The organism is Nocardia kruczakiae NBRC 101016, from assembly GCF_001612965.1.
Lineage (GTDB): Bacteria > Actinomycetota > Actinomycetes > Mycobacteriales > Mycobacteriaceae > Nocardia > Nocardia kruczakiae.
This window is the reverse complement of the sequence record NZ_BDBL01000002.1, coordinates 1-19484: the sequence shown is the minus strand read 5'-3', so window position 1 is coordinate 19484 and position 19484 is coordinate 1. Positions and strand designations below refer to the sequence as shown.

Here is a 19484-nt window from a genome sequence, read left to right as displayed (position 1 = left end):
ACCGGTGCGCGAGGCCTACGTCATCGATGCCGTGCGGACGCCGATCGGTAAGCGCGGCGGTGCGCTGGCCGGGGTGCATCCCGCCGATCTCGGCGCGGCGGCACTGCAGGGATTGCTGGGCCGCAACGCCATCGACCCCGGAAATGTCGACGATGTGATCTTCGGCTGTGTCGACGCCATCGGCCCGCAGGCCGGCAATATCGCCCGCACGGCGTGGCTGGCGGCCGGATATCCGGAGGAGGTTCCCGGCGTCACGGTGGACCGTCAGTGCGGATCCAGCCAGCAGGCGATCAATTTCGGCGCCCAGGCCATCATGAGCGGCACCGCCGAGGTGATCGTCGCCGGCGGGGTGCAGAACATGAGCGCCATTCCGATCTCGGCCGCCATGCTGGCCGGTAAGGAGTACGGTTTCGACTCGCCCTTCGTCGGCGCCAAGGGCTGGGACCACCGCTACGGGACCGGTGAGGTCTCGCAGTTCAACGGTGCGCAGCTGATCGCCGAGAACTGGGACATCAGCCGGGAAGATATGGAGCGCTGGGCACTTCGCAGCCACGAGCGCGCCCGCAAGGCCATCGCCGAGGGCGCCTTCGATCGGGAGATCGTGCCGGTCGGCGATTTCTGGATCGATGAGGGCCCGCGCGAGACCAGCTTGGAGAAGATGGCGGGACTCAAGCCGCTCAGCGAGGGCAGCCGCCTGACCGCCGCGGTCGCCAGCCAGATCTCTGACGGCGCCAGCGCCACCCTGCTGGCCTCCGACTGGGCCGTCGCCGAATACGGCTTGAAGCCGCGCGCCCGCATCCATCACGTCAGTGCCCGCGGCGCCGACCCGATCTATATGCTCACCGCGCCGATCCCGGCGACCAAGTGGGCGCTGGAGCAGACCGGGCTGACCATCGACGATATCGACGTCGTCGAGATCAACGAGGCCTTCGCCTCGGTGGTGCTGGCCTGGCTGAAGGAGACCGGCGCGAACCCCGACAAGGTGAACGTGCACGGCGGCGCGATCGCCCTGGGACATCCGCTCGGCGCCACCGGCGCGAAGCTGTTCGCCACCCTGCTCAACGAGCTCGAGCGCGTGAACGGCCGCTACGGCCTGCTCACCATCTGCGAGGGCGGCGGCACGGCCAACGTCACCATCATCGAGCGAATCTCCTGAGCCGCTTCGCCTTTCGGCCGAGACCGGTCCGGTGAGACGGAAGAGGCCCCGCACACCGCGGGGCCTCTTCGCACAGGTCCGCCCGGACTCAGATCACCGGGTCCAGCGAGTTGCCCGGAGCGATGGCGCCGCAGTTGGCCGGGGCCGGCCGGCCCGCGAACCGGTCGTCGATCCAGAGCAGGGCCTCCGGTAGCCACGCGATGGTCGACGGGGTGTGGCTGAGCAGGTCGTACTGCCGATACAGGATCGCGGAGTTCCCGGTATCGCAGTACTGCCGGGCCAGGCTGCGGACATCGCCGGCGACCATCACGCCGTCGCCGGGCCCGGACACCGGCTTACCGTTGTCGGTCCCTTCCAGCACGCCGTTGGCGCCTTGCCCGATGAGCATCGGAATCGTCGGTGTCGGCGCCAGTCCGAGGTCGACCTTGCGCACCGCCTCGACGAACGGCGCCACGCTGTTGGGATCGGCGTATTCCGGCTTCACCATCTGCGCCCAGGTCAGACCCGGGTACTGGAACAACACATTGGCGATGGACGCGTACTGCATCCTGTTCAGGATCTCGGCGCCGAACGGGCTCATATAGGGCGAGAAGTCGATGTCGTAGGACCGGCCGATGCCGATCACCGCCATCGCCGCCACTCCGGCCCAGCCGAAGCTGCCGTCGATGTAGCGCAGGTTGCGCGCGGGGTTGACCAGAACGCCACCCTCCGCCGCGCCGACCAGCTGCCGGTCGACATCCGGGGCGTAGACCGGCGCCAGTGCCGCGGCCCAGTTGGTGGCGATCGCGCCGCCGGAATATCCGAATAGCGCGACGCGGGTCTGCTCGTTCAGCCCGACCTGCGCTGAGTGGGTGGCCGCCCGGATGGAGTCGAGGGTGTTCACCCCGTATTCGGGGCCGGCGGCGAAATCGGCCGCCTGGCCCTCGGTGTCGGCGACGATGATCGTGTAGCCCTGCGCCAGCAGCGGCGCGACCAGCTGACCTTCCACATTGTTCACCGCCCCGCCGAAGGACACATTGCCCGCGACCGACCGCGACGGCCCGTCCTCGGGATTCAGCGAATCGTAGAACGACTGGTAGGCAACGGCTTTCGTGGGATCGACGCCGGTCGGCGGCAGGAGTACGGAGGTGACGTTCACGGCCGGGCGCTGCTGGGCGTCGGTCGTGCGGTACTGCAACTGCACCGCCGTGACCGGCGTCGGGATGCCGGCGAAGTGGTACGGCAGCGTGCGGGTCTGCAACACGGTTCCCGGGGCGATCGAGGACAGCGGCGCCGCGCCGGTGTACTCGTAGAACGAATCGGATGCCGCATGCGCACTCGGTGCGAGACCGGTCGTGGAGCCGACGAGTAATGACATGGCCGCGACGGCGGTCGCGATCTGAAGGACTGCGCGTCCTCGTTTCACCAGAGTCCCCTTCTACCCAAACCGGACACCATCGTCCGGTTACTCGTTGGTAGTGTGAACCCAATCACCCTCGCACGTCAATATGGTGAAAATCAACTGTGCGGTTTCGGAAATCGACTGCTTGTCAATGGGGATGTTCGTGTCGAACATCGGATTGTTGGGCGTGAAGTGAAACCGACCCGTCTCGAATGCTGGACCGCGACGCGCGAGCGATTTTCTCGTATAGCCGCGCGCTATCGCGTCCGGCCGGCTCCGGCCCGCCCGCGCGGTTCACGGCATCGTCGTCCCCCCTGGTCCGGCAGTCGCCCCCGGCTGCGATCGGCGTGAACCTGACATCCGCCTATTGACACCGAAAGTGCTGTCGGACACACTTGCGGCACGAAGTTGACATGACTGTCACGTCATAAACAGTTCAGGAGGCAACGGTGCCCGAAGTTCCCGAGATGCGCGCTCTGGGCCGGAAGGTCAGCAATTGGGGTCGGTGGGGGACCGACGACGAGCGCGGAACCACGAATCTGATCACGCCGGAGCGCGTGGTGGCCGCCGCGGCGCTGATTCGCACCGGTGAGACCTTCAAACTCGGTATCCCGCTCGACGGTGACGGTCCGCAGCCCGGCGGTGCGCGCATCAATCCGATGCGGTTGATGTCGGAGAACGGCCAGGAGCAGGTGCTTCCCGGCGGTTTCAAATGGGCCGACGATTTCGTCTTCATGCCGTTGCAGGCCGGTTCCCAGTACGACTCGCTGGCGCACGTGCACTACGACGACGAGCTGTACAACGGTCACCCCGGCTCCGGAGTGACGGTCAAGGGCGCCGACAAATGCGGTATCCACACCCAGTCCGGCGGTATCGCCGGGCGCGGTGTGCTGCTGGACGTGGCTCGCCATCGCGGCGTGGACTGGCTCGAGGCGGGAACCGCGATCGGCCCCGACGAACTCGACGCCGTCGCGGCCGCGCAGGGCGTGGATGTCGGCGCCGGTGACATCCTCTTGATCCGCACGGGCTGGCGCAAGAAATTCCTCACCGACGGTGATCCGCACGGCTTCATGGCCGGTGAGCCGGGGCTGAGCCTGGCGTGCGCGACCTGGCTGCGCGACAAGGACGTCGCCGTCGTCGGCTCCGACAACTGGGCGGTGGAGGTGATGCCCGGCGAACATCCGGGAACCGCGTTCGAACTGCATATGGTGCTCATCCGCGATATGGGCCTGACCCTCGCGGAAATGCTCGACTTCGAGGATCTGGCGCAGGCCTGCGCGGGCGACGGGCGCTGGGACTTCTTCTACGCCGGGCCGCCCCTGCAGTTCACGCGCGGCGTCGGCTCACCGATCAACCCGCTCGCGATTCGGTGAGAAGGGCGCAGCTGCCATGGATTTCGAATCGGCAAGGAGTTCGGACAGATGCTGATCGGTGACATCGTCGAATACGGGGCGCGTAAACATCCCGACCGGATCGCGGTGCGCTTCGAGCAGGAGGTGATCGATTACCGGCAATTGCGCGACGGCTGCCGCCGCCTCGCGAATGCGCTGCTCGGCGTGGCCGAGCCGGGTGACCGGGTCGCGATCCTGTCGGCGAACTGCCCGCAGTATCTGGAGTGCTACTACGGCGTTCCGATGGCGGGAATGGCGTTGACGATCCTCAACTTCCGGTTGCACGAGGATCAGCTCGCCGGCCTGATCGAGCATTCCGGTGCTCGGGTGCTGATCGTCGCCGCGGAGTTCGCCGACCTGGTGGACCGCATCCGTGACCGGATCCCGTCGGTGACCACGGTGGTGTCGATCGGCGCCGCCCCGGGCACGCTCGGATGGGACGAGTTCGTCGGCACGGCGTCGGCCGCGGCGCCTGTCTATCGTCCCGATCCCGGCGATGTGGCGTGGCTGGTCTACACCAGCGGGACGACCGGCGCGCCGAAGGGTGTCATGGTCTCGCATCGCAATCTGCTTGCGGGCGTGAACTCTTCGGCCCTGCAGTGGTCGGTGCCGGAGGAGACCGTATTCCTGTTCTGCTTCCCGCTGTGCCACGTCGGCGGTTACGTGGTGCTGGTCAATCACCTGATCGGTGCCACCGTGGGCATCCTGCGCGCCTACGACAACGCGACGTTCCTGCGGCTGGTCGACGAATGGCAGGTGACCCAGACCGGCCTGGCGCCGACGATGATCAATTTCCTGCTGCAGGATCCGGCATTGGAGCGTCATTCGCTGAAGACGCTGCAGGCGATCGGTTACGGTTCCTCCGCCATTCCGTCCGCGGTGCTGCGCGCGGGGCTGGAACGGTTCGGCTGCGATTTCTATCAGGGCATGGGGATGACCGAGCTCGCCGGCAACATCCTGCATCTGGACGAACAGGCCCACCGGCGCGCGGCGCGCGGGGAGACCCATCTGCTCGCCTCGGCCGGAAAACCCATGCGGCTGGCCGATGTTCGCATCGTCGACGAGGATTTCGCCGATGTGGCGCGGGGACAGATCGGCGAAATGGTGGTGCGTGCGGATCAGGTGACCGTCGGCTACTGGAACGATCCCCGGGCCACCGCGGAATCGTTCACCGACGGTTGGTTCCGCACCGGCGATATGGTCCGCCAGGACGAGGAGGGCTTCGTCTACATCGTCGACCGGAAGAAGGATCTGATCATCAGCGGCGGTGAGAATGTCGCCTCGCTGACGGTCGAACAGGCGCTGTACCGGAATCCCCAAGTCGCTGAGGCGGCCGCGATCGGCGTCCACGACGACACCTGGGGCGAAGTGGTGTGCGCGGTGGTCGTCCTGCGTGACACGGCGAGCGCCACGGCCGAGGACATCATCGCCGGTTGCCGCGAACACCTGGGCGGATTCCAGGTGCCGCGGCGAGTGGAATTCGTCGACGCGCTCCCCAAGAACGTCACCGGCAAAATTCTCAAACGCGATCTCCGCGAACAGTTCTCCTGAACCGTGCCGGACCCGGCGGTCCGGTGGTGACGCTGATCCGTCGCCACCGGGCCGCCGTTCGCCGTGGGGCGATTACCTCAGGTGGCGCGGATTCGCGATCCGCAGGCGGGCCAGGACCGCGGCCGAGATCGCCCGGCGCACGGCCTGGTCGGTGTACGACACCGCGCCGGAGCGCAGGTGCGCGGCCAGATCCGCCTCGGACTCGCAGCCCGACGCCGCCAGATGGCCGTGCACCGCGTCGGTGGCGGCGGGGCCGGCGGCCGATTCGCGCGCGGCGATGCCGAGCAGATTCGCACAGACGCGAAGCAGGTAGCGCGCGCGTGCTTGCTCCGCCGGGAGCGCGGGCCCGATCTCCGCAGTGAGCGTTTCGGCGACCAGTTCCAGTATTTCGGCCGGATGCGGCCGATCATGCACGGTCGCCGGGGTTTCCGAGGGCGAAGGAGTCGGCACGGTGTCGTCGAGCAGGTCCAGGACGGTGAGCAGATCGTATTCCGATTCGCAGACCCGGCGTCCGATCGCGGCGAGTTCGAGCGAGCGCTCGTCCCCACTGAGATGCCGATGTGCCTGAAACCGGCTGAGTACCAGCCATTTCAGCGTGCCGAAGACTTCCCACCAGTGCAGTTCCGCCGCGGTGGGCCGGTAGCCCGCGGACCGTTCGTAACCGTCGAGGAGTTGCTGCCGACTGCCCAGCCCGCCCACCGGCGCCTCGGCGCCGAACCGCCAGGCCCGCACACACAACCAGCCCAGATCCTCGATCGGATTGCCGAGATGGGCCAGCTCCCAGTCCAGCACCGCGCGCACGCCGTCCGGCTCGATCAGGAAGTTGCCCAGCCGGAAGTCGCCGTGCACCAACGCCTTCGGGCGTTCGGCGGGCCGATGTTCGCGCAGCCAGCACAGTCCGGCCTCGACCGCCGGCCGTGGATCGTCCAGGTCGCGATAGATCTGATCGATGGTGGCGAGCGGATCGTGATCGTCGAGGATGTCCAGGGTGTCCAGCGGGGTGCGGTGGATCAGCCCCAGGACGTAACCGAGATCGCCGGCCAGCCGGTCGCGTACCGCGGCGAATGCCGGATCTCGTTGCAGTTTCCGGGGAATCGACTCGCCGTCGACGCGCTCCATCAGCAGATACGGGGCGTCGATCCCGGGCGCGGTGGCCCCGTCCGCGAGGACGGCGGGTACCGGCACTCCGGCAGCACCGGCCGCCCGCAGACAGACCGCCTCGGCGTGCATACGCGCCGAATCGCCGTGGCCGGGCGGGTCCCGACGCAGCACGGCCCGCACCGCGGCGCCGGTGCCGTCGCGGGCCTCGACCGCGTACACCTGCCGGCTCGCACCCCCGGTGAACTGCCGCAACGCGACATCGGTGATCGAGGTACCGAGCGTGTCCGCCAGTACCGCACGCACCCCGTCGGTGAGCGTAACCGATTCGGCGGCAGCCGATTCCGCGCTCACAGCCACGGCGCCGCCTCGGGGGAGCGCAGCAACCGGCGCGCGGTCGACATGCGATGGACCTCGTCGGGCCCGTCGTAGACGCGGGCGTAGCGGGCCTGCCGGTACATCCGCTCCAGCGGGGTGTCGGCGGTCAGCCCGAGGGCGCCGTGTACCTGGATGGCGCGATCGATCACATTGTGCAGCATCCGCGCACCCCAGAACTTGATCAACCCGACCCGCACCCGGTAGTCCTCACCGGCATCCATGGCGCGGGCGGCGTCGAGCGTCATCAACCGGGCCGCATGGATCTCGGCCGCGGATTCGGCGATGTACCGGTGGATCTCGCCCTTCTCGGCGAGCAACGAGCCGTGCACGTACCGGGTGTTCGCGCGCTCGCACATCAGCTCGTAGGCGCGCTGGGCCTGGCCGAGCCAGCGCATGCAGTGGAAGATCCGGCCGGGACCGAGCCGGTCCTGTGCCACCACGAAACCCTGGCCCCGTTCACCCAGCAGATTCGCCGCCGGCACCCGCACATCGGTGAGCCGCACCTCGTAGTGATCGCTGGGATCGTGGCCCATGGTCGGGATGGAGCGGACGATCTCGAAGCCCGGGGTGTCGGTCGGCACGATGATCGCGCTGATCCGGGAGTGGCGCGGCACCGATTCGGGTTCGGTCCGGGCGAAGACGGTGCAGTACGCCGCCTGGGCAGCGCCGGTGGTGAACCACTTGTGCCCGTTGATGATCCACGTGTCGCCGTCCAGTTCGGCCGCGGTGGCGATCAGCGTGGGATCGGATCCGGCGACCTCGGGTTCGGTGAGGCCGACCGAGGGCAGGATGTCACCGGACACCATGGGCGGAATCCAGCGCGCCCGCTGCTCCTCGGTGCCGTGCCGGTACAGCATGAGCGTGTCCTGCATGGAGACCGAACCGACGGCCAGCATGCCGAATTCGGAGCGGCCGATGATCTCGTTCAGGTAGACGAAGTCGAGGAACGGCACACCGCCGCCGCCGAGTTCGGCCGGATGGCCCAGCGCCCACAGTCCGAGCTCCTTCGCCCGCTCCTTCAAGCGGGCGAGGGTGGCGTGTGCGGTGTCGTCCTCGCGGGCCAGCACCGGCTCCACGGGAACGACCTCGGTATCGATGAATGTGCGCATCCGTGCGGACAATTCGGCGATCTCGCCCTCCGGGCGGTTGACCGGCATCATCGGTAACCTCCGCTCGCCACCGACACCTCGCGCAGCGGCTGCGTCGCCGCCGAGTCGACGTATTCGTCGATTCGGGTGATGTGCCCGTCCCGGACACGCACGAACAGGCTCGCGGGGACCTCCAGCTCGCCGTGGCCGGGCAGATGGCCGCGCACGACATGCTGCTGGGCGAAGCCGTCCGGCAGCACATAGCGCCGAATATCCTCGTATCGCAGGTTTTCCACGGTGCGCGAGAGCCAGCGCAGGACCCGCAGATTGTCCGCGACGGTCTCCTCGATGTTCGTGTCGTTGTGCCAGATCCGGGCCTCGGGCGCGTAGAGCGCGGTCAGGGCCGCGGTATCGCCCGCGCTGACCGCGGCGAAGAAGCGGTCGGCCAGTTCATCCATGCGAAGACCTCCGGGTGATTCTCGTGCGGCTCAGTGTGATGCCGCATTCCTGGGCCGCAGGCGACCGCCCGCGGCGAGCAGATTGCTGTCGACCGGCTTGCCGAGCAGGCGCGAGATGAGCCGGGCGGCGTCGAGCGCCCGGTCGATGTCGATGCCGGTCTCGATGCCGCCGTCGGAGAACAGATAGGCCAATTCCTCGGTCGCGATATTGCCGCTCGCCCCGGGGGCGAACGGGCATCCGCCGAGACCGCCTGCGGCGGAATCGAATCGGCGCACGCCGTGTTCATAGGCGGCCCAGGCGTTGGCGAGCCCCTGTCCACGGGTGTTGTGCAGATGGATGCCGAGTTCGGTATCGGGGGCCGCAGCCCGCACCCGGTCGATCACGTCGGCGGTCCGGATCGGTGAGGCGGTGCCCACGGTGTCGGCGACGGCGAGCGAGTCGGCGCCGGAAGCCACGGCCCGCGCGGCGATCTCGGCCACCCGCCGCGGCGGGGTGCGGCCGTCGAACGGGCAGTCGAAGGCGATGGCGACGATCACCTCCAGCCGGCCGCCGGCCGCATGCACCTGCTCGGCGATGGGCTCGATCAGCGCGACCGATTCGGCGCTGTCACGTCCCACGTTGGCCCGGCTGTGCCCGTCCGACGCCGATACGACGTATTCGAGCCGACGCACACCGGCGGCGAGGGCGCGCCCCACCCCGCCGAGACCGGCGACCAGGGCGGAGAACTCCACACCGGGCCACCGATGTAGTTGCGCGGCAACGGCTTCGGCGTCGGCGAGCGCCGGAATGGCCCGCGGTGAGACGAACGATGTGGCCTCGATCCGGCGCACTCCGGTGGCGACGAGCGCATCGATGAAGGCCAGTTTGGCCTCGGTGGGAATCGGCTCCTCGATCTGCAGGCCGTCGCGCGGTCCCACTTCGCGAATGTCGACGGTGGTCATCCGATCGTGCCTTCGCCGCGCAATCCGGCCAGCCGGTCGGAATCGTATCCGAGCAGCTCACCCAGTACCTCGTCGGTATGTGTGCCCGGCCGGCTCGGACCACCCCAGCGCACGCCACCGGCGGTGGCGCTGAGCCGCGGCACGACGCCGACACCCTTGACCGGGACGGGATCGTATCCGGCGTCGTCGCGTCCGACGGACGGATCGACGTGGTCGACGAAGATGCCGCGCGCGGTGAACTGCGGATCCGCCATCACCTCGGCGACGGTGTTCACCGGGCCCGCCACCACGCCGTGCCGATTCAGCAGATCGATCAGATCGGCTGCGGTGAAATCTCCGGCCCACGCCGCGATCATCTCGTCGAGTTCGTCCTGGCGTTCACCCCGCGCGGAATGGGTGGAATACCGTGGGTCGGAAGCGAGTTCGGGCCGCCCCATCGCGGTGACCAGCCGCCCGAAGACGGTGTCCTGATTGGCCGCGATGATCACCCACAGCCCGTCCTTGGCCTTGTACAGATTCGACGGTGCCACCCGGTCCAGCCGGGTGCCCGAGGGCTGGCGCACATGTCCCGTCTTGTGGAAATCCGGAACCGTGGACTCCTGGATCGCCAGCGACGCCTCGGTCAGCGCCGCGTCGACCACCTGCCCGCGTCCGGTCCGCTCCCGCACCAGCAGCGCGGCGAGCACACCCTGGAAGGCGAACAGGCCGGCCAGACTGTCGCCCAGCGACAACGCCATCCGCGGCGGCGCCTGTCCCGGGAATCCGTTGAGGTGGCGCAGCCCGCTGATGCCCTCGGCCACCGACGCGTAACCCGCCCGCGACGCGTACGGCCCGGTCTGCCCGTAGCCGGAGACGCGGGCCAGTACCAGCCCCGGATTCAGCGCGCTGAGCACGTCGTAGCCGATACCCCAGCGCTCCAGTGTGCCGGGCCGGAAACTCTCCACCACGACATCGGCTGTGCGGGCCAGTTCCAGGAAGATGTCGCGTCCCGCCGGAACGCGCAGATCGAGACTCACACACCGCTTGTTGCGGGCGTGCACGGTCCAGAAGTACTGGTGGCCGCCACCGGCCGCCTGGCCCCAATCACGAAGCGGGTCGGGACGATCCGGCGCTTCGATCTTGATGACGTCGGCCCCCATATCACCGAGCAGGCGTCCGCAGTACGGCCCCGCGATCAGCGTCCCCAGCTCTAGCACACGGAAGCCGTCGAGCGCTCCGGCCGCCGGGTGCGCGGGTTCGGTCTCGCCGTCGCGCGCGTCGGGATGCGCGGTGTGCGGTGGGTCCGTTCTCATACTGCCTCCTGAGATATGTCCCCGGACGGATGCGTTATTTCTCGTCCGGGTCGAGCCCGAGTGCGCTGACCGACATCTGGTCGAGGGTTTCCAGCAACGCCTGCTCATCGGCGTCCTCGCCCTGGATCAGCCACAGGTACAGCGTGTGGTCGACCATCGCGGACATGGCCCGGGCGGCCAGCTCCGGATCCAGCGACGCGCGGACCAGCCCCTCGCGCTGCCAGCGGGCGATCGCCTGCGCGGTGCGATCGATGAGCCGGCGCCGATGTTCGTGGCGCAACTGCCGGAACTCTTCGTTGAAGGTCGCGACCTGTTCCACGATCGCCATCATCCGGGCGTTGCGCCGGTAGGCCGCGTAATAGGACCGATTGGCCGCGATCAGCCGGGCGGCAGGCGAGAGCTGCGCGGGTGCGGGTTCGCGGCGGTGCATATCCTCGAACAACCGCGTGCTCAGCTCGCCGAACACGTGGTCCTTGGATTCGAAGTAGCGGTAGAAGGTGCCGTAGGAGACGCCCGCCTCCTCGCTGATCTGTTCCACTCGCGTATCGAGGAATCCGACGGTCTCGAACACCTTGCGCGCCGCGTCCAGCAATGCGTCGCGTGTCTTGCGCCCCCGCGGCGTCAGATTGTCGACGGGGGTGGGCGCGCTATTGACAGATGACTTCGGCACGGCTCAAACTATCCACGAACATGACATGACTGTCAAGTCAGTTCAGTTGGGAGAATCCCAGCTCACAGTACTGGTGCGGACCCGTCACGGAGGTCGAATCGGCACCACAGCGGAAGGACTGCAATGAGCGCCGCCAACCCGAAATACGAACTACGCGGAATCAACCATCTGGCCCTGGTGTGCTCGGATATGCGCCGGACGATCGAGTTCTACTCCGGCACGCTGGGCATGCCGTTGGTCAAGACCATCGAACTGCCGCACAACCTCGGCCAGCACTTCTTCTTCGACTGCGGGGGCGGCAACACCATCGCCTTCTTCTGGCTCGCCGACGCACCCGACGCCACCCCCGGACTGGCCGCGCCCAAGGGACTTCCGGACGAAGGGGAGTTGGTCAGCGGCGTGGGCTCGATGAACCACGTGGCCTTCGCCGTGCCGCCGGAACGATTCGACGACTACTACCAGCGGGTGCAGGCCGAGGGCATCAAGGTCAGCCGGGTCCTCAATCACGACGACAGCCCCGCGGGAGTTTCCCGGGATGTGCACCCCGGAACCTTCGTGCGGTCGTTCTACTTCCAGGACCCGGACGGGGTGCTGCTCGAATTCGCCTGCTGGACCAGGACTTTCACCGCGGACGACGTATCGCACGAGCCGAAGACCGGCGCCGACCGCCGCGCCGCCGCCGAACTCTGATCACCCACCAGCCGCGAAACCGCACTACCGAGAGGTTCGAAGCATGCCCCGCCTGCGTGAAGTCCCGCGCGCCGAAGTCACCGACGAGCGAATCCTGTTCTACTACGACCGGCTGTTCGGGCCCGACCGCGACCCGGCCGTCGACCACGGCACCGTTCACGCCACCCCCGGCGACTGGTGGACCGTCTTCGCGCAGTCACCCGAGGTGTTCCGGCACGCGGTCCGGGGATTCGCCGTCTACCGCAACTCGCGCCTGGATCCGCTGCTGCGCGAACTGGGGCAGTGCCGCGCCGGATACGCGCGCGGCAGTCAGTTCGTGTTCTCCCAGCACTGCAAGCAGATGCGGTCGCTGGGCGCTCCCGAGGAGAAGATCGCGGCCATCCCGTCCTGGCAGATCAGCGACTGTTTCTCCGAACTCGAACGCGCGATTCTGGCCTACACCGACTGCCTGGTCCACGACGGCGGCCGGGTGCCCGACGAAGTGTTCGCGGTGCTGCGAGCCAACCTCGGCGATCCGGAAATTCTGGAACTGACCTACATCACGGCGCTGTACGACATGCACGCCACCATATGCCGCGCCCTGCGGCTGGAATTCGACGATCGCCCGGAACCCGTTGCGGAGGTGCGGATTCCGGAGGGCGTGGAGGTCCGCGACCTGTCGGCAGATCTGTCGGGGGAGTAGCCGGAAGCCGCACAGGCCGCCCCGCCGATGTCGGCGAGGCGGCCTGTGTCGTTGCGGCCGAACCTGTTTCGGTTATGCGGACGCGCCGGGGGTCGCCGCGGCGCCGTCTCGGAGCGCGGCGATCGTGTCGATCCGCGCGACCGCATCGTCGATGATGCGGTCGATGAGCTCTTGCACGGTGGGCAGATCGTCGATGATTCCGGTGACCTGTCCCGCGGCCAGCACACCGGCCTGCGTATTGCCCTCGACCAGACCGGCCTTGAGCAGCATCGGCGTATTGGCGGCCATGATCACCTGAGACCAGGTGAGGTCCTTGGCCTTTCGCATCGCCAGACCGTCGCGGACCATGGTGGACCACTTCATACCGGTCATCGATTTGAACTTCGCGGCATTGGCGACCGCGGCGGACAGTCCGCGCCAGCTGCCCGAATGTTCCAGCCGATCCACCAGATCGGTGTTGAGCACCCGATGCGGCATGCCGTCCACCTTCAGCGAGACGACGGTGTCCTGCAGCCCGCGTCGCAGATACTCCTGTTTCACCTCGTCGGGCACGCTGCTGTCCTGGGTGAGCAGGAAGCGGGTACCCATCGCCACGCCCGCGGCGCCGTAGGCGAGTGCCGCCGCCAGGCCGCGGCCGTCGAAGAAGCCGCCGGCGGCGACCACCGGAATGTCGACCGCGTCGAGTACCGAGGGCAGCAGCAGCGTGGTGGCCACCGGACCGGTGTGCCCGCCGCCCTCGCCGCCCTGCACGATCACCGCATCGGCGCCCCACGAGGCCACCTTCACCGCATGCTTGGCGGCGCCGATGGACGGCACCACCACCACACCGGCGTCCTTGAGCCGCGCGATGAGCTCCTTCTTCGGCGCCAGCGCGAACGAGGCGACCCGGACCTGCTCGCGGATCAGCAGTTCGATCCGTTCGGCGGCGTCGGAGGCGTCGGCGCGGATGTTCACGCCGAACGGTTTGTCGGTGTGCGCCTTGGTCTTCGCGATGGCCGCCTCGAGTTCGGCGTAGGTCATCGTGGCCGAGGCCAGGATGCCGAGGCCGCCGGCCTGGGAGGTCGCCGCCACCAGGCGTGGCCCGGCCACCCAGCCCATTCCGGTCTGTACGATCGGATGCTCGATGCCGACCAGTTCGGTCAGCGGAGTCCGCAGCCGGCTCACGAGGCCACTTCCTTCTCCCGAATTCCCTTGGGATCCAGCACCGTACGGATGATCCGCAGCTCCTCGTCGGTGGGCGTGCGGGTCACCTCGGCGCTGTCCAGTCCGGCCACCTCGAACGCGGTGTTCTCGGCGACCTCGTCGGCGCTCACCCCCGGATGCAGCGACAGCGCCCGCAGGGTGTGGCCGGGCCCGCCGAAGTCGAACACGCCCAGATTGCTGATCACCCGATGCAGGTGGTGGAACCGGTACGCCGGATTCTCGGGATCGATCTTGTCGTAACCGATTCCGCACACGATGTCGACGGTCTCGCAGAACACACGCGTGCTGTGCTTGGGCACGAAGTAGCTGGTCGCGTGGTTGATGGTGTTGCCCGGGGCGCCGCGCACACCGAACATCTGCCGCTTCGGCTGCTGCAGCGCGCCGAAGGCGGACAGATTCTGGTTGCCGTAGCGGTCGATCTGGTTGGCACCCATGACGACATGGCGCCGCCCGGAGGCCACGACGTCGAACACCTTGCCGAACGGAATCCAGCCCTCGGTGGGAGCCTTGGCGCCCAGCGCGGGGGTGTCGGCCAGCAACAGCGCCTCGCCGTCGGAGATCAGCAGATCCGGTTCGAAGGTCAGCCGCGCCAGCCGTGCCCCGATGGTGGGGGTCGGCGACATCGGGCTGGCCATGATCTCGCCCGCGCCCCGGAAGATCTCGGCGCAGGCGACCGCGCACACCTCGGCGCGGGTGATAGTGGTGGTCTCGCTCATCGGCGCTCCTCCTCGGCAGCGAATTCGGCCACCGCGGAACGGTATTCGTCCTCGGTGACGTCCAGATAGCGCGCCTTGAAGGCCGCCCAGCTCTCGGGATCCTTGGCCGCCTCGACGTAGTGGCGCTGGAACTTCTCGTCGCGGCCGTAGCTTCCGGAGAAGGTGAAGTGCGCGCCGTCCGGCGCCTCCACGACGCCGTCGACCATCATGCGATTGAGGATGATCGCCTGGTTCGGCACGGCCTTCACCAATTCCTCGGTCTCGACCAGCCGATCCACCGACAGGAACCGCCGCTCGGCGGCCAGGCAGTACAGATCGTCCATGTACGGGTCGACGCCGGTGTAGGCGGCGTTGCCGTGCTTGTCGCCGATGTCGAGGTGGACGAACGCGGCGTCCAGGTCGAGTGCCGGCATCGCGACCAGGGTTTCGACGCGGCCGTCGGCATCCGGATACGGGGACTGCACCGTGCGCAGTTCACCCTCCCAGAAACTCAGCACGTCCGAGCCCAGACCGGCGCGGGTGGGCAGGAACGGCAGCCGGGCAGCGGCCGCCTGCAGGCCGGATTTGACCATGCCCTCGTCCATTTCGCGGGAGATCAGCTCACCGCCGGTGCGCGCCTTGGCGAACCAGGGATCGTAGAAGGGCGCCGAATCGAGGGAGACGAATCCGTAGTAGGCCTTGCGCACCTTGCCCGCCGAACACAGCAGGCCCAGATCCGGCCCGCCGTAGGTCACGACGGTCAGATCGGTGACGTCCGAGCGCAGCAGCGCCCGCACGAACGCCATCGGCTTGCGCCGCGAACCCCAGCCGCCGAGGCCGATGGTCATCCCGCTGCGCAGCTGCGAAACCGCGTCCTCCAACGACATCCGCTTGTCGCGCATGCTCACCGTGCCTCCTTTTTGGCAGCCAGATCCTCGTCGAACCGCGCCCGGATCTCATCGGCCACACCGGCGAGATTCAGCTCGAAGGTGAAGCCCTGTTCGAAGCGGTAGCTGCGGTGCACGTCTTGCAGGTCGATGCCGTTGAGCGCGCGCTTGGCGGCCCGGATGACCCGCCCGTCCTTGGCGGCGATGTTCTTCGCGACTTCCAGTGCGGCGGAATCGAGTTCGGCGCGCGGCACCACCTTGTGCACCGAGCCGAAGTGGTGCAGCTGCTGCGCGGTGACGGTGGAGGCGGTGTAGAACAGCGTGCGCATCATGTGCTGGGGGACCAGCCGGGCCAGGTGGGTGGCCGCACCCAGGGCGCCGCGCTCGACCTCGGGCAGCCCGAAGGTGGCGTCGTCCGAGGCGACGATGACGTCGGCATTGCCCACCAGGCCGATACCGCCGCCGAGGCAGAAGCCGTTCACCGCCGCGATCACCGGCACCGGGCAGTCGTAGACCGCGCCGAAGGCGTCGTAGCAGCCGTGATTGGCGTCGATGAGTGTCTGATGGCCCGGGTTGCGCTGGATCTCCTTGATGTCGACCCCGGCGTTGAAGCCGCGGCCCTCGGCGCGCAGCACGACGACCTTGGTTTCCGGGTCGCGCCCGGCCTCGCGAATCGCATCGGCCACGCCGAACCAGCCCGCGGTGGGCAGTGCGTTGACCGGCGGATAGTCGATCGTGACGACCTCGATACCCGAGGTCTCGGTGTGACGGTTGATCCCCATCGCATGTCCATTCGTTGGCAAAACAAGCAAGTGCTTGGTAGGTTAGCACGGTGGCAATCGAAGTGGACCTGTCCGGATCGGTAGTTCTCGTGACGGGCGGGGTCAGGGGCGTAGGCGCCGGCATCAGCCGGGTGTACCTGGACGCCGGCGCGACGGTCGTGGTGTGTGCGCGCCGCCCCGGCGAGGCGGCGATCGAGAGTTCCGGGCGCACCGCCGAATTTCTGCCGTGCGATGTGCGCGACGGCGAGGCGGTGACCGGGCTGATCGAGACGATCGTGCAGCGGCACGGCCGGCTCGACCATGTGGTGAACAATGCCGGTGGGGCGCCGTTCGCTCCCGCCGCCACCGCCTCCCGCAACTTCCACGCCAAGATCGTGGAGCTGAATCTGCTGGCCCCGCTGCTGGTTTCGCAGGCGGCCAATGCCGTGATGCAGCAGCAGCCCGAGGGCGGTTCGATCGTGATGGTCTCGAGTGTGAGCGGCCACCGGCCCTCGCCCGGCACCGCCGCCTACGGTGCGGCCAAGGCCGGCCTGGACAGTCTGGTGTCCTCGCTGGCGATCGAGTGGGCGCCGAAGGTGCGGGTCAATTCGGTGATCGTCGGAATGGTCGGCACCGAATCCAGTCATCTGCACTACGGCGACGACGCCGGGATCGCCGCCGTCGAGGCGACCGTGCCGCTGGGCCGGCTGGCGACCCCCGAGGACATCGGCCGGGTCGCGGTCTTCCTGTCCTCGCCGCTGGCCGGCTACGTCAACGGCGGATCGCTCATCGTGCACGGCGGCGGGGAACGTCCCGCCTTCCTGGACGCGGCGACCGTCAACGACGCCGAGCCGGCCGCGCGCTAGCCGTTGTCGCGCGCGAGCACCGATCACAGCGAAAACCCTTACCGCACCGAGGAAATGAGAGCAGCAGATATGACCGACAACTCCGAGCTGATCTGTGCAGGACGCACCGTGATCGTCACCGGCGCCGGCCGCGGTATCGGCCGGGCCCACGCCTTGGCCTTCGCCGCGGCGGGCGCCAACGTGGTGGTCAACGATCTGGGTGCGGAACTGGACGGCGCGCCCAGCGTCGATTCGCCCGCCGCCCAGGTGGTGGAGGAGATCGTGCAGGCCGGAGGCCGGGCCGTCGTCAACGGTGACGACGTCGCGGACTGGGCCGGTGCGAAGCGGCTGATCGGCCAGGCCGTGGAGACCTTCGGCGGACTGGACGTGGTGGTGAACAACGCCGGTATCGTGCGTGACCGGATGCTGGTCAACCTGGCCGAGGACGAGTGGGATGCCGTGATCCGCGTCCACCTCAAGGGCCACTTCGCCACCATGCGGCATGCCATCGAGTACTGGCGTGCGGAATCCAAGGCCGGTCGCGCCCGCGACGCCCGCATCATCAACACCAGCTCCGGTGCCGGTCTGCAGGGCAGTGTCGGCCAGGGCAACTACGCCGCGGCCAAGGCCGGTATCGCGGCTCTGACCATCACCGCCGCAGCGGAATTCGGGCGCTACGGGGTCACCGTCAACGCCATCGCCCCCTCCGCGCGCACCCGCATGACCGAAACCGTCTTCGCCGATATGATGGCCCGCCCCGACGACGGCTTCGACGCGATGGCGCCGGAAAACGTCTCGCCGCTGGTGGTGTGGCTGGGCAGCCCGGATTCGGCGGGTGTCACCGGCCGCATGTTCGAGGTCGAAGGCGGGAAGGTGGCGCTGGCCGACGGCTGGCGCCACGGTGTCGCCGAGGACCGCGGAGCGCGCTGGCAGCCGTCCGAATTGGGACCGGTGGTACGCGAGTTGATCGCCAAGGCAACCGATCCCGAGCCGGTCTACGGAGCCTGAGCACCGCAACCCTCACGGCAACGATCCGCGCCGGTGAGATCGCGCCCCGCCGCCCCTTCCCGCGGCCGCGATCCGCCGGCGCTGCTGTATCCAATACCCTTGTGTCAGTAGGGATCACGTCGGGTTTTCGACTTCCCGGCAGCGAGTGCGCGCGGTCACCGCGGTGGCCGGTTTCAATCCCCATGGCCCCCGGGGTGATCGGGCTCACATGATCTCGCTGCGCGAGCAAACTGTCGGCAGTTAAGATGAGCCGCATTCGTTCGGTCCCGGAGAGGTTGTAGCGACCGGGGAGAAATCTGCGCTGAGAAGTTGAGGGAAGGCAAGCGCATGACCATGGGTCGCATAGCGCGCGTTGTTGCGGTAGCCGGATTGATCGGCAGTTGTGGAGTCCTCGGCCCCCTGGTGGCCAACGCACAACCAGCGGGCCCCATGCCCTCCGGACCCGTCGGCGCCCCCTTGCCGGGCACGCAATCCCGTCAGCAGAACCCCGCGGTTTCCCGGCCGAACACCGGGGGCGCTGGTGCGGCCGGGCAGCAGGGACCAACCGCGCCGGAACCGGGGGCAGCGGGATCTCCGACCGACGACGACCGGTACGACGGCAACCTGGCCATCCCCGGACGTGCCACCAGCTCCTCGACGCAGGCGCCGGCGCAGGTGTCCGGACCCGCCGGGCCGCCGATCACGCCGACGCCGGTCGTCGGCGAGGGATTTGCCGGATTGGCGAGCATTCTCGGGTCCGGTTCGGCGGCGGTGGGATCGGCGGCCGCCGGTTCGGCGGCGTCCGGCTCGGCACTGACCGGCTCCGCGCTCGGTGGGACCGGTTCGGCCGCAACGGGTTCGGTCGCAGGTGCGACCGGGTCGGCGTTGGCCGGGGCCGGTTCCGCGGCTGCGGGCACCGGATCCGCTGCCGCCGCAACGGGTTCCGCCGCTACCGGCTCGGCGCTGGCCACCACCGGATCCGCGGCGGCGGGCGTCGGCTCGCTGCTCGCCGGTATTCTCGGAACGGGTTCGGCGGCAACGGGTTCCGCGCTGGCCGGGCTGGCCGGTACGGGGTCCGTCGCGACGGGTTCCGCCTTGGCCACGCTGCTCGGCACCGGTTCCGCGGTCACCGGATCCGCCGCCGTCGGCTCCGCGGCCGCGATGTCGCCGCTGCTGCTTCTGCTTCTGCTGCAACCGGTTCCGCCGCCCGCGGCCCCGGCCGCGCCGCCGTTGGCCATTCCGCTGGTACCTCCGGTTCCCGCGGTTCCGGGTGCTCCGGTTGTCGCCGCCGTGCCCGCCGCGGTCCCACCGGCCGCGCCACCCGCGCCG

The 19484-nt window shown here is 68.5% G+C and carries 18 protein-coding genes and 1 pseudogene; 8 read left to right on the top strand and 11 right to left on the bottom strand.

What is annotated here, in order from left to right; translation table 11 throughout:
- Positions 1–4: 4 nt before the first annotated feature.
- Positions 5–1156: an acetyl-CoA C-acetyltransferase gene (locus tag NK1_RS01460; RefSeq protein WP_063007009.1), complete on the top strand. Its 1152-nt coding sequence runs from the start codon at positions 5–7 to the stop codon at positions 1154–1156.
- An 88-nt stretch (positions 1157–1244) separates the two neighbouring features.
- On the opposite strand, the gene NK1_RS01455 is transcribed toward NK1_RS01460, so the two are convergent.
- On the bottom strand, positions 1245–2513 hold the full coding sequence (locus tag NK1_RS01455) for a lipase family protein (RefSeq protein WP_157104047.1): 1269 nt from the start codon (positions 2511–2513) through the stop codon (positions 1245–1247).
- Between the two features lie 491 nt (positions 2514–3004).
- Between NK1_RS01455 and NK1_RS01450 the strand changes: the two genes are divergently transcribed.
- Both NK1_RS01450 and NK1_RS01445 read left to right on the top strand, forming a co-directional pair.
- Positions 3005–3910 (top strand): cyclase family protein, encoded by a 906-nt coding sequence (locus tag NK1_RS01450; RefSeq protein ID WP_063006821.1) that lies wholly within the window; start codon positions 3005–3007, stop codon positions 3908–3910.
- A 48-nt stretch (positions 3911–3958) separates the two neighbouring features.
- Positions 3959–5479 (top strand): long-chain-fatty-acid--CoA ligase, encoded by a 1521-nt coding sequence (locus tag NK1_RS01445; protein WP_063006820.1) that lies wholly within the window; start codon positions 3959–3961, stop codon positions 5477–5479.
- 72 nt (positions 5480–5551) lie between these two features.
- Here the strand turns inward: NK1_RS01445 and NK1_RS01440 are convergent, their stop codons facing one another.
- From NK1_RS01440 to NK1_RS01415, 6 genes are read right to left on the bottom strand one after another with little or no spacing between them, the layout of a single operon-like run.
- Entirely contained in the window at positions 5552–6937 is a 1386-nt protein-coding gene (locus tag NK1_RS01440; RefSeq protein ID WP_063006819.1) for a phosphotransferase family protein, read from the bottom strand.
- Positions 6928–8112: an acyl-CoA dehydrogenase family protein gene (locus tag NK1_RS01435; RefSeq protein ID WP_174552686.1), complete on the bottom strand. Its 1185-nt coding sequence runs from the start codon at positions 8110–8112 to the stop codon at positions 6928–6930. The genes NK1_RS01440 and NK1_RS01435 overlap by 10 nt, the downstream gene beginning before the upstream one ends.
- Complete coding sequence (locus tag NK1_RS01430) at positions 8112–8501, bottom strand: nuclear transport factor 2 family protein (RefSeq protein ID WP_063006818.1); 390 nt, start codon at positions 8499–8501, stop codon at positions 8112–8114. Before NK1_RS01430 ends, NK1_RS01435 begins: the two co-directional genes overlap by 1 nt.
- A gap of 30 nt (positions 8502–8531) precedes the next feature.
- Entirely contained in the window at positions 8532–9443 is a 912-nt protein-coding gene (locus NK1_RS01425; protein ID WP_063006817.1) for a hydroxymethylglutaryl-CoA lyase, read from the bottom strand.
- Positions 9440–10735 (bottom strand): CaiB/BaiF CoA transferase family protein, encoded by a 1296-nt coding sequence (locus NK1_RS01420; RefSeq protein WP_084460496.1) that lies wholly within the window; start codon positions 10733–10735, stop codon positions 9440–9442. Before NK1_RS01420 ends, NK1_RS01425 begins: the two co-directional genes overlap by 4 nt.
- A 34-nt stretch (positions 10736–10769) precedes the next feature.
- Positions 10770–11405 carry a TetR/AcrR family transcriptional regulator gene (locus NK1_RS01415; protein ID WP_063006816.1) on the bottom strand — a complete coding sequence of 212 codons (636 nt, stop codon included), beginning with the start codon at positions 11403–11405 and terminating at the stop codon, positions 10770–10772.
- A gap of 123 nt (positions 11406–11528) precedes the next feature.
- On the opposite strand from NK1_RS01415, the gene NK1_RS01410 reads away from it, so the two are divergent.
- Together NK1_RS01410 and NK1_RS01405 are read left to right on the top strand one after the other, a co-directional pair.
- Positions 11529–12095 (top strand): VOC family protein, encoded by a 567-nt coding sequence (locus tag NK1_RS01410; protein ID WP_063006815.1) that lies wholly within the window; start codon positions 11529–11531, stop codon positions 12093–12095.
- Between the two features lie 43 nt (positions 12096–12138).
- Positions 12139–12777: a carboxymuconolactone decarboxylase family protein gene (locus NK1_RS01405; RefSeq protein WP_063006814.1), complete on the top strand. Its 639-nt coding sequence runs from the start codon at positions 12139–12141 to the stop codon at positions 12775–12777.
- Between the two features lie 72 nt (positions 12778–12849).
- Here the strand turns inward: NK1_RS01405 and NK1_RS01400 are convergent, their stop codons facing one another.
- From NK1_RS01400 to NK1_RS01385, 4 genes are read right to left on the bottom strand one after another with little or no spacing between them, the layout of a single operon-like run.
- Complete coding sequence (locus tag NK1_RS01400; RefSeq protein WP_063006813.1) at positions 12850–13941, bottom strand: NAD(P)H-dependent flavin oxidoreductase; 1092 nt, start codon at positions 13939–13941, stop codon at positions 12850–12852.
- The gene (locus tag NK1_RS01395; RefSeq protein WP_063006812.1) at positions 13938–14696 is read right to left on the bottom strand and encodes a CoA-transferase subunit beta; all 759 of its coding nucleotides are present in this window, start codon (positions 14694–14696) and stop codon (positions 13938–13940) included. Before NK1_RS01395 ends, NK1_RS01400 begins: the two co-directional genes overlap by 4 nt.
- On the bottom strand, positions 14693–15577 hold the full coding sequence (locus tag NK1_RS01390) for a CoA transferase subunit A (protein ID WP_063007006.1): 885 nt from the start codon (positions 15575–15577) through the stop codon (positions 14693–14695). The genes NK1_RS01395 and NK1_RS01390 overlap by 4 nt, the downstream gene beginning before the upstream one ends.
- Before the next feature lie 2 nt (positions 15578–15579).
- The gene (locus NK1_RS01385; protein WP_063006811.1) at positions 15580–16344 is read right to left on the bottom strand and encodes an enoyl-CoA hydratase family protein; all 765 of its coding nucleotides are present in this window, start codon (positions 16342–16344) and stop codon (positions 15580–15582) included.
- Between the two features lie 50 nt (positions 16345–16394).
- Here NK1_RS01385 and NK1_RS01380 point away from each other — a divergent pair, with 50 nt between their 5' ends.
- The 3 genes and pseudogenes from NK1_RS01380 to NK1_RS01370 form a co-directional block, all read left to right on the top strand.
- Positions 16395–17189 carry an SDR family oxidoreductase gene (locus NK1_RS01380; RefSeq protein WP_374726722.1) on the top strand — a complete coding sequence of 265 codons (795 nt, stop codon included), beginning with the start codon at positions 16395–16397 and terminating at the stop codon, positions 17187–17189.
- Positions 17190–17258: 69 nt separating this feature from the next.
- On the top strand, positions 17259–18176 hold the full coding sequence (locus tag NK1_RS01375; RefSeq protein ID WP_036497635.1) for an SDR family oxidoreductase: 918 nt from the start codon (positions 17259–17261) through the stop codon (positions 18174–18176).
- A 327-nt stretch (positions 18177–18503) separates the two neighbouring features.
- A pseudogene (locus NK1_RS01370) lies at positions 18504–19484 on the top strand (hypothetical protein); the annotation flags it as partial.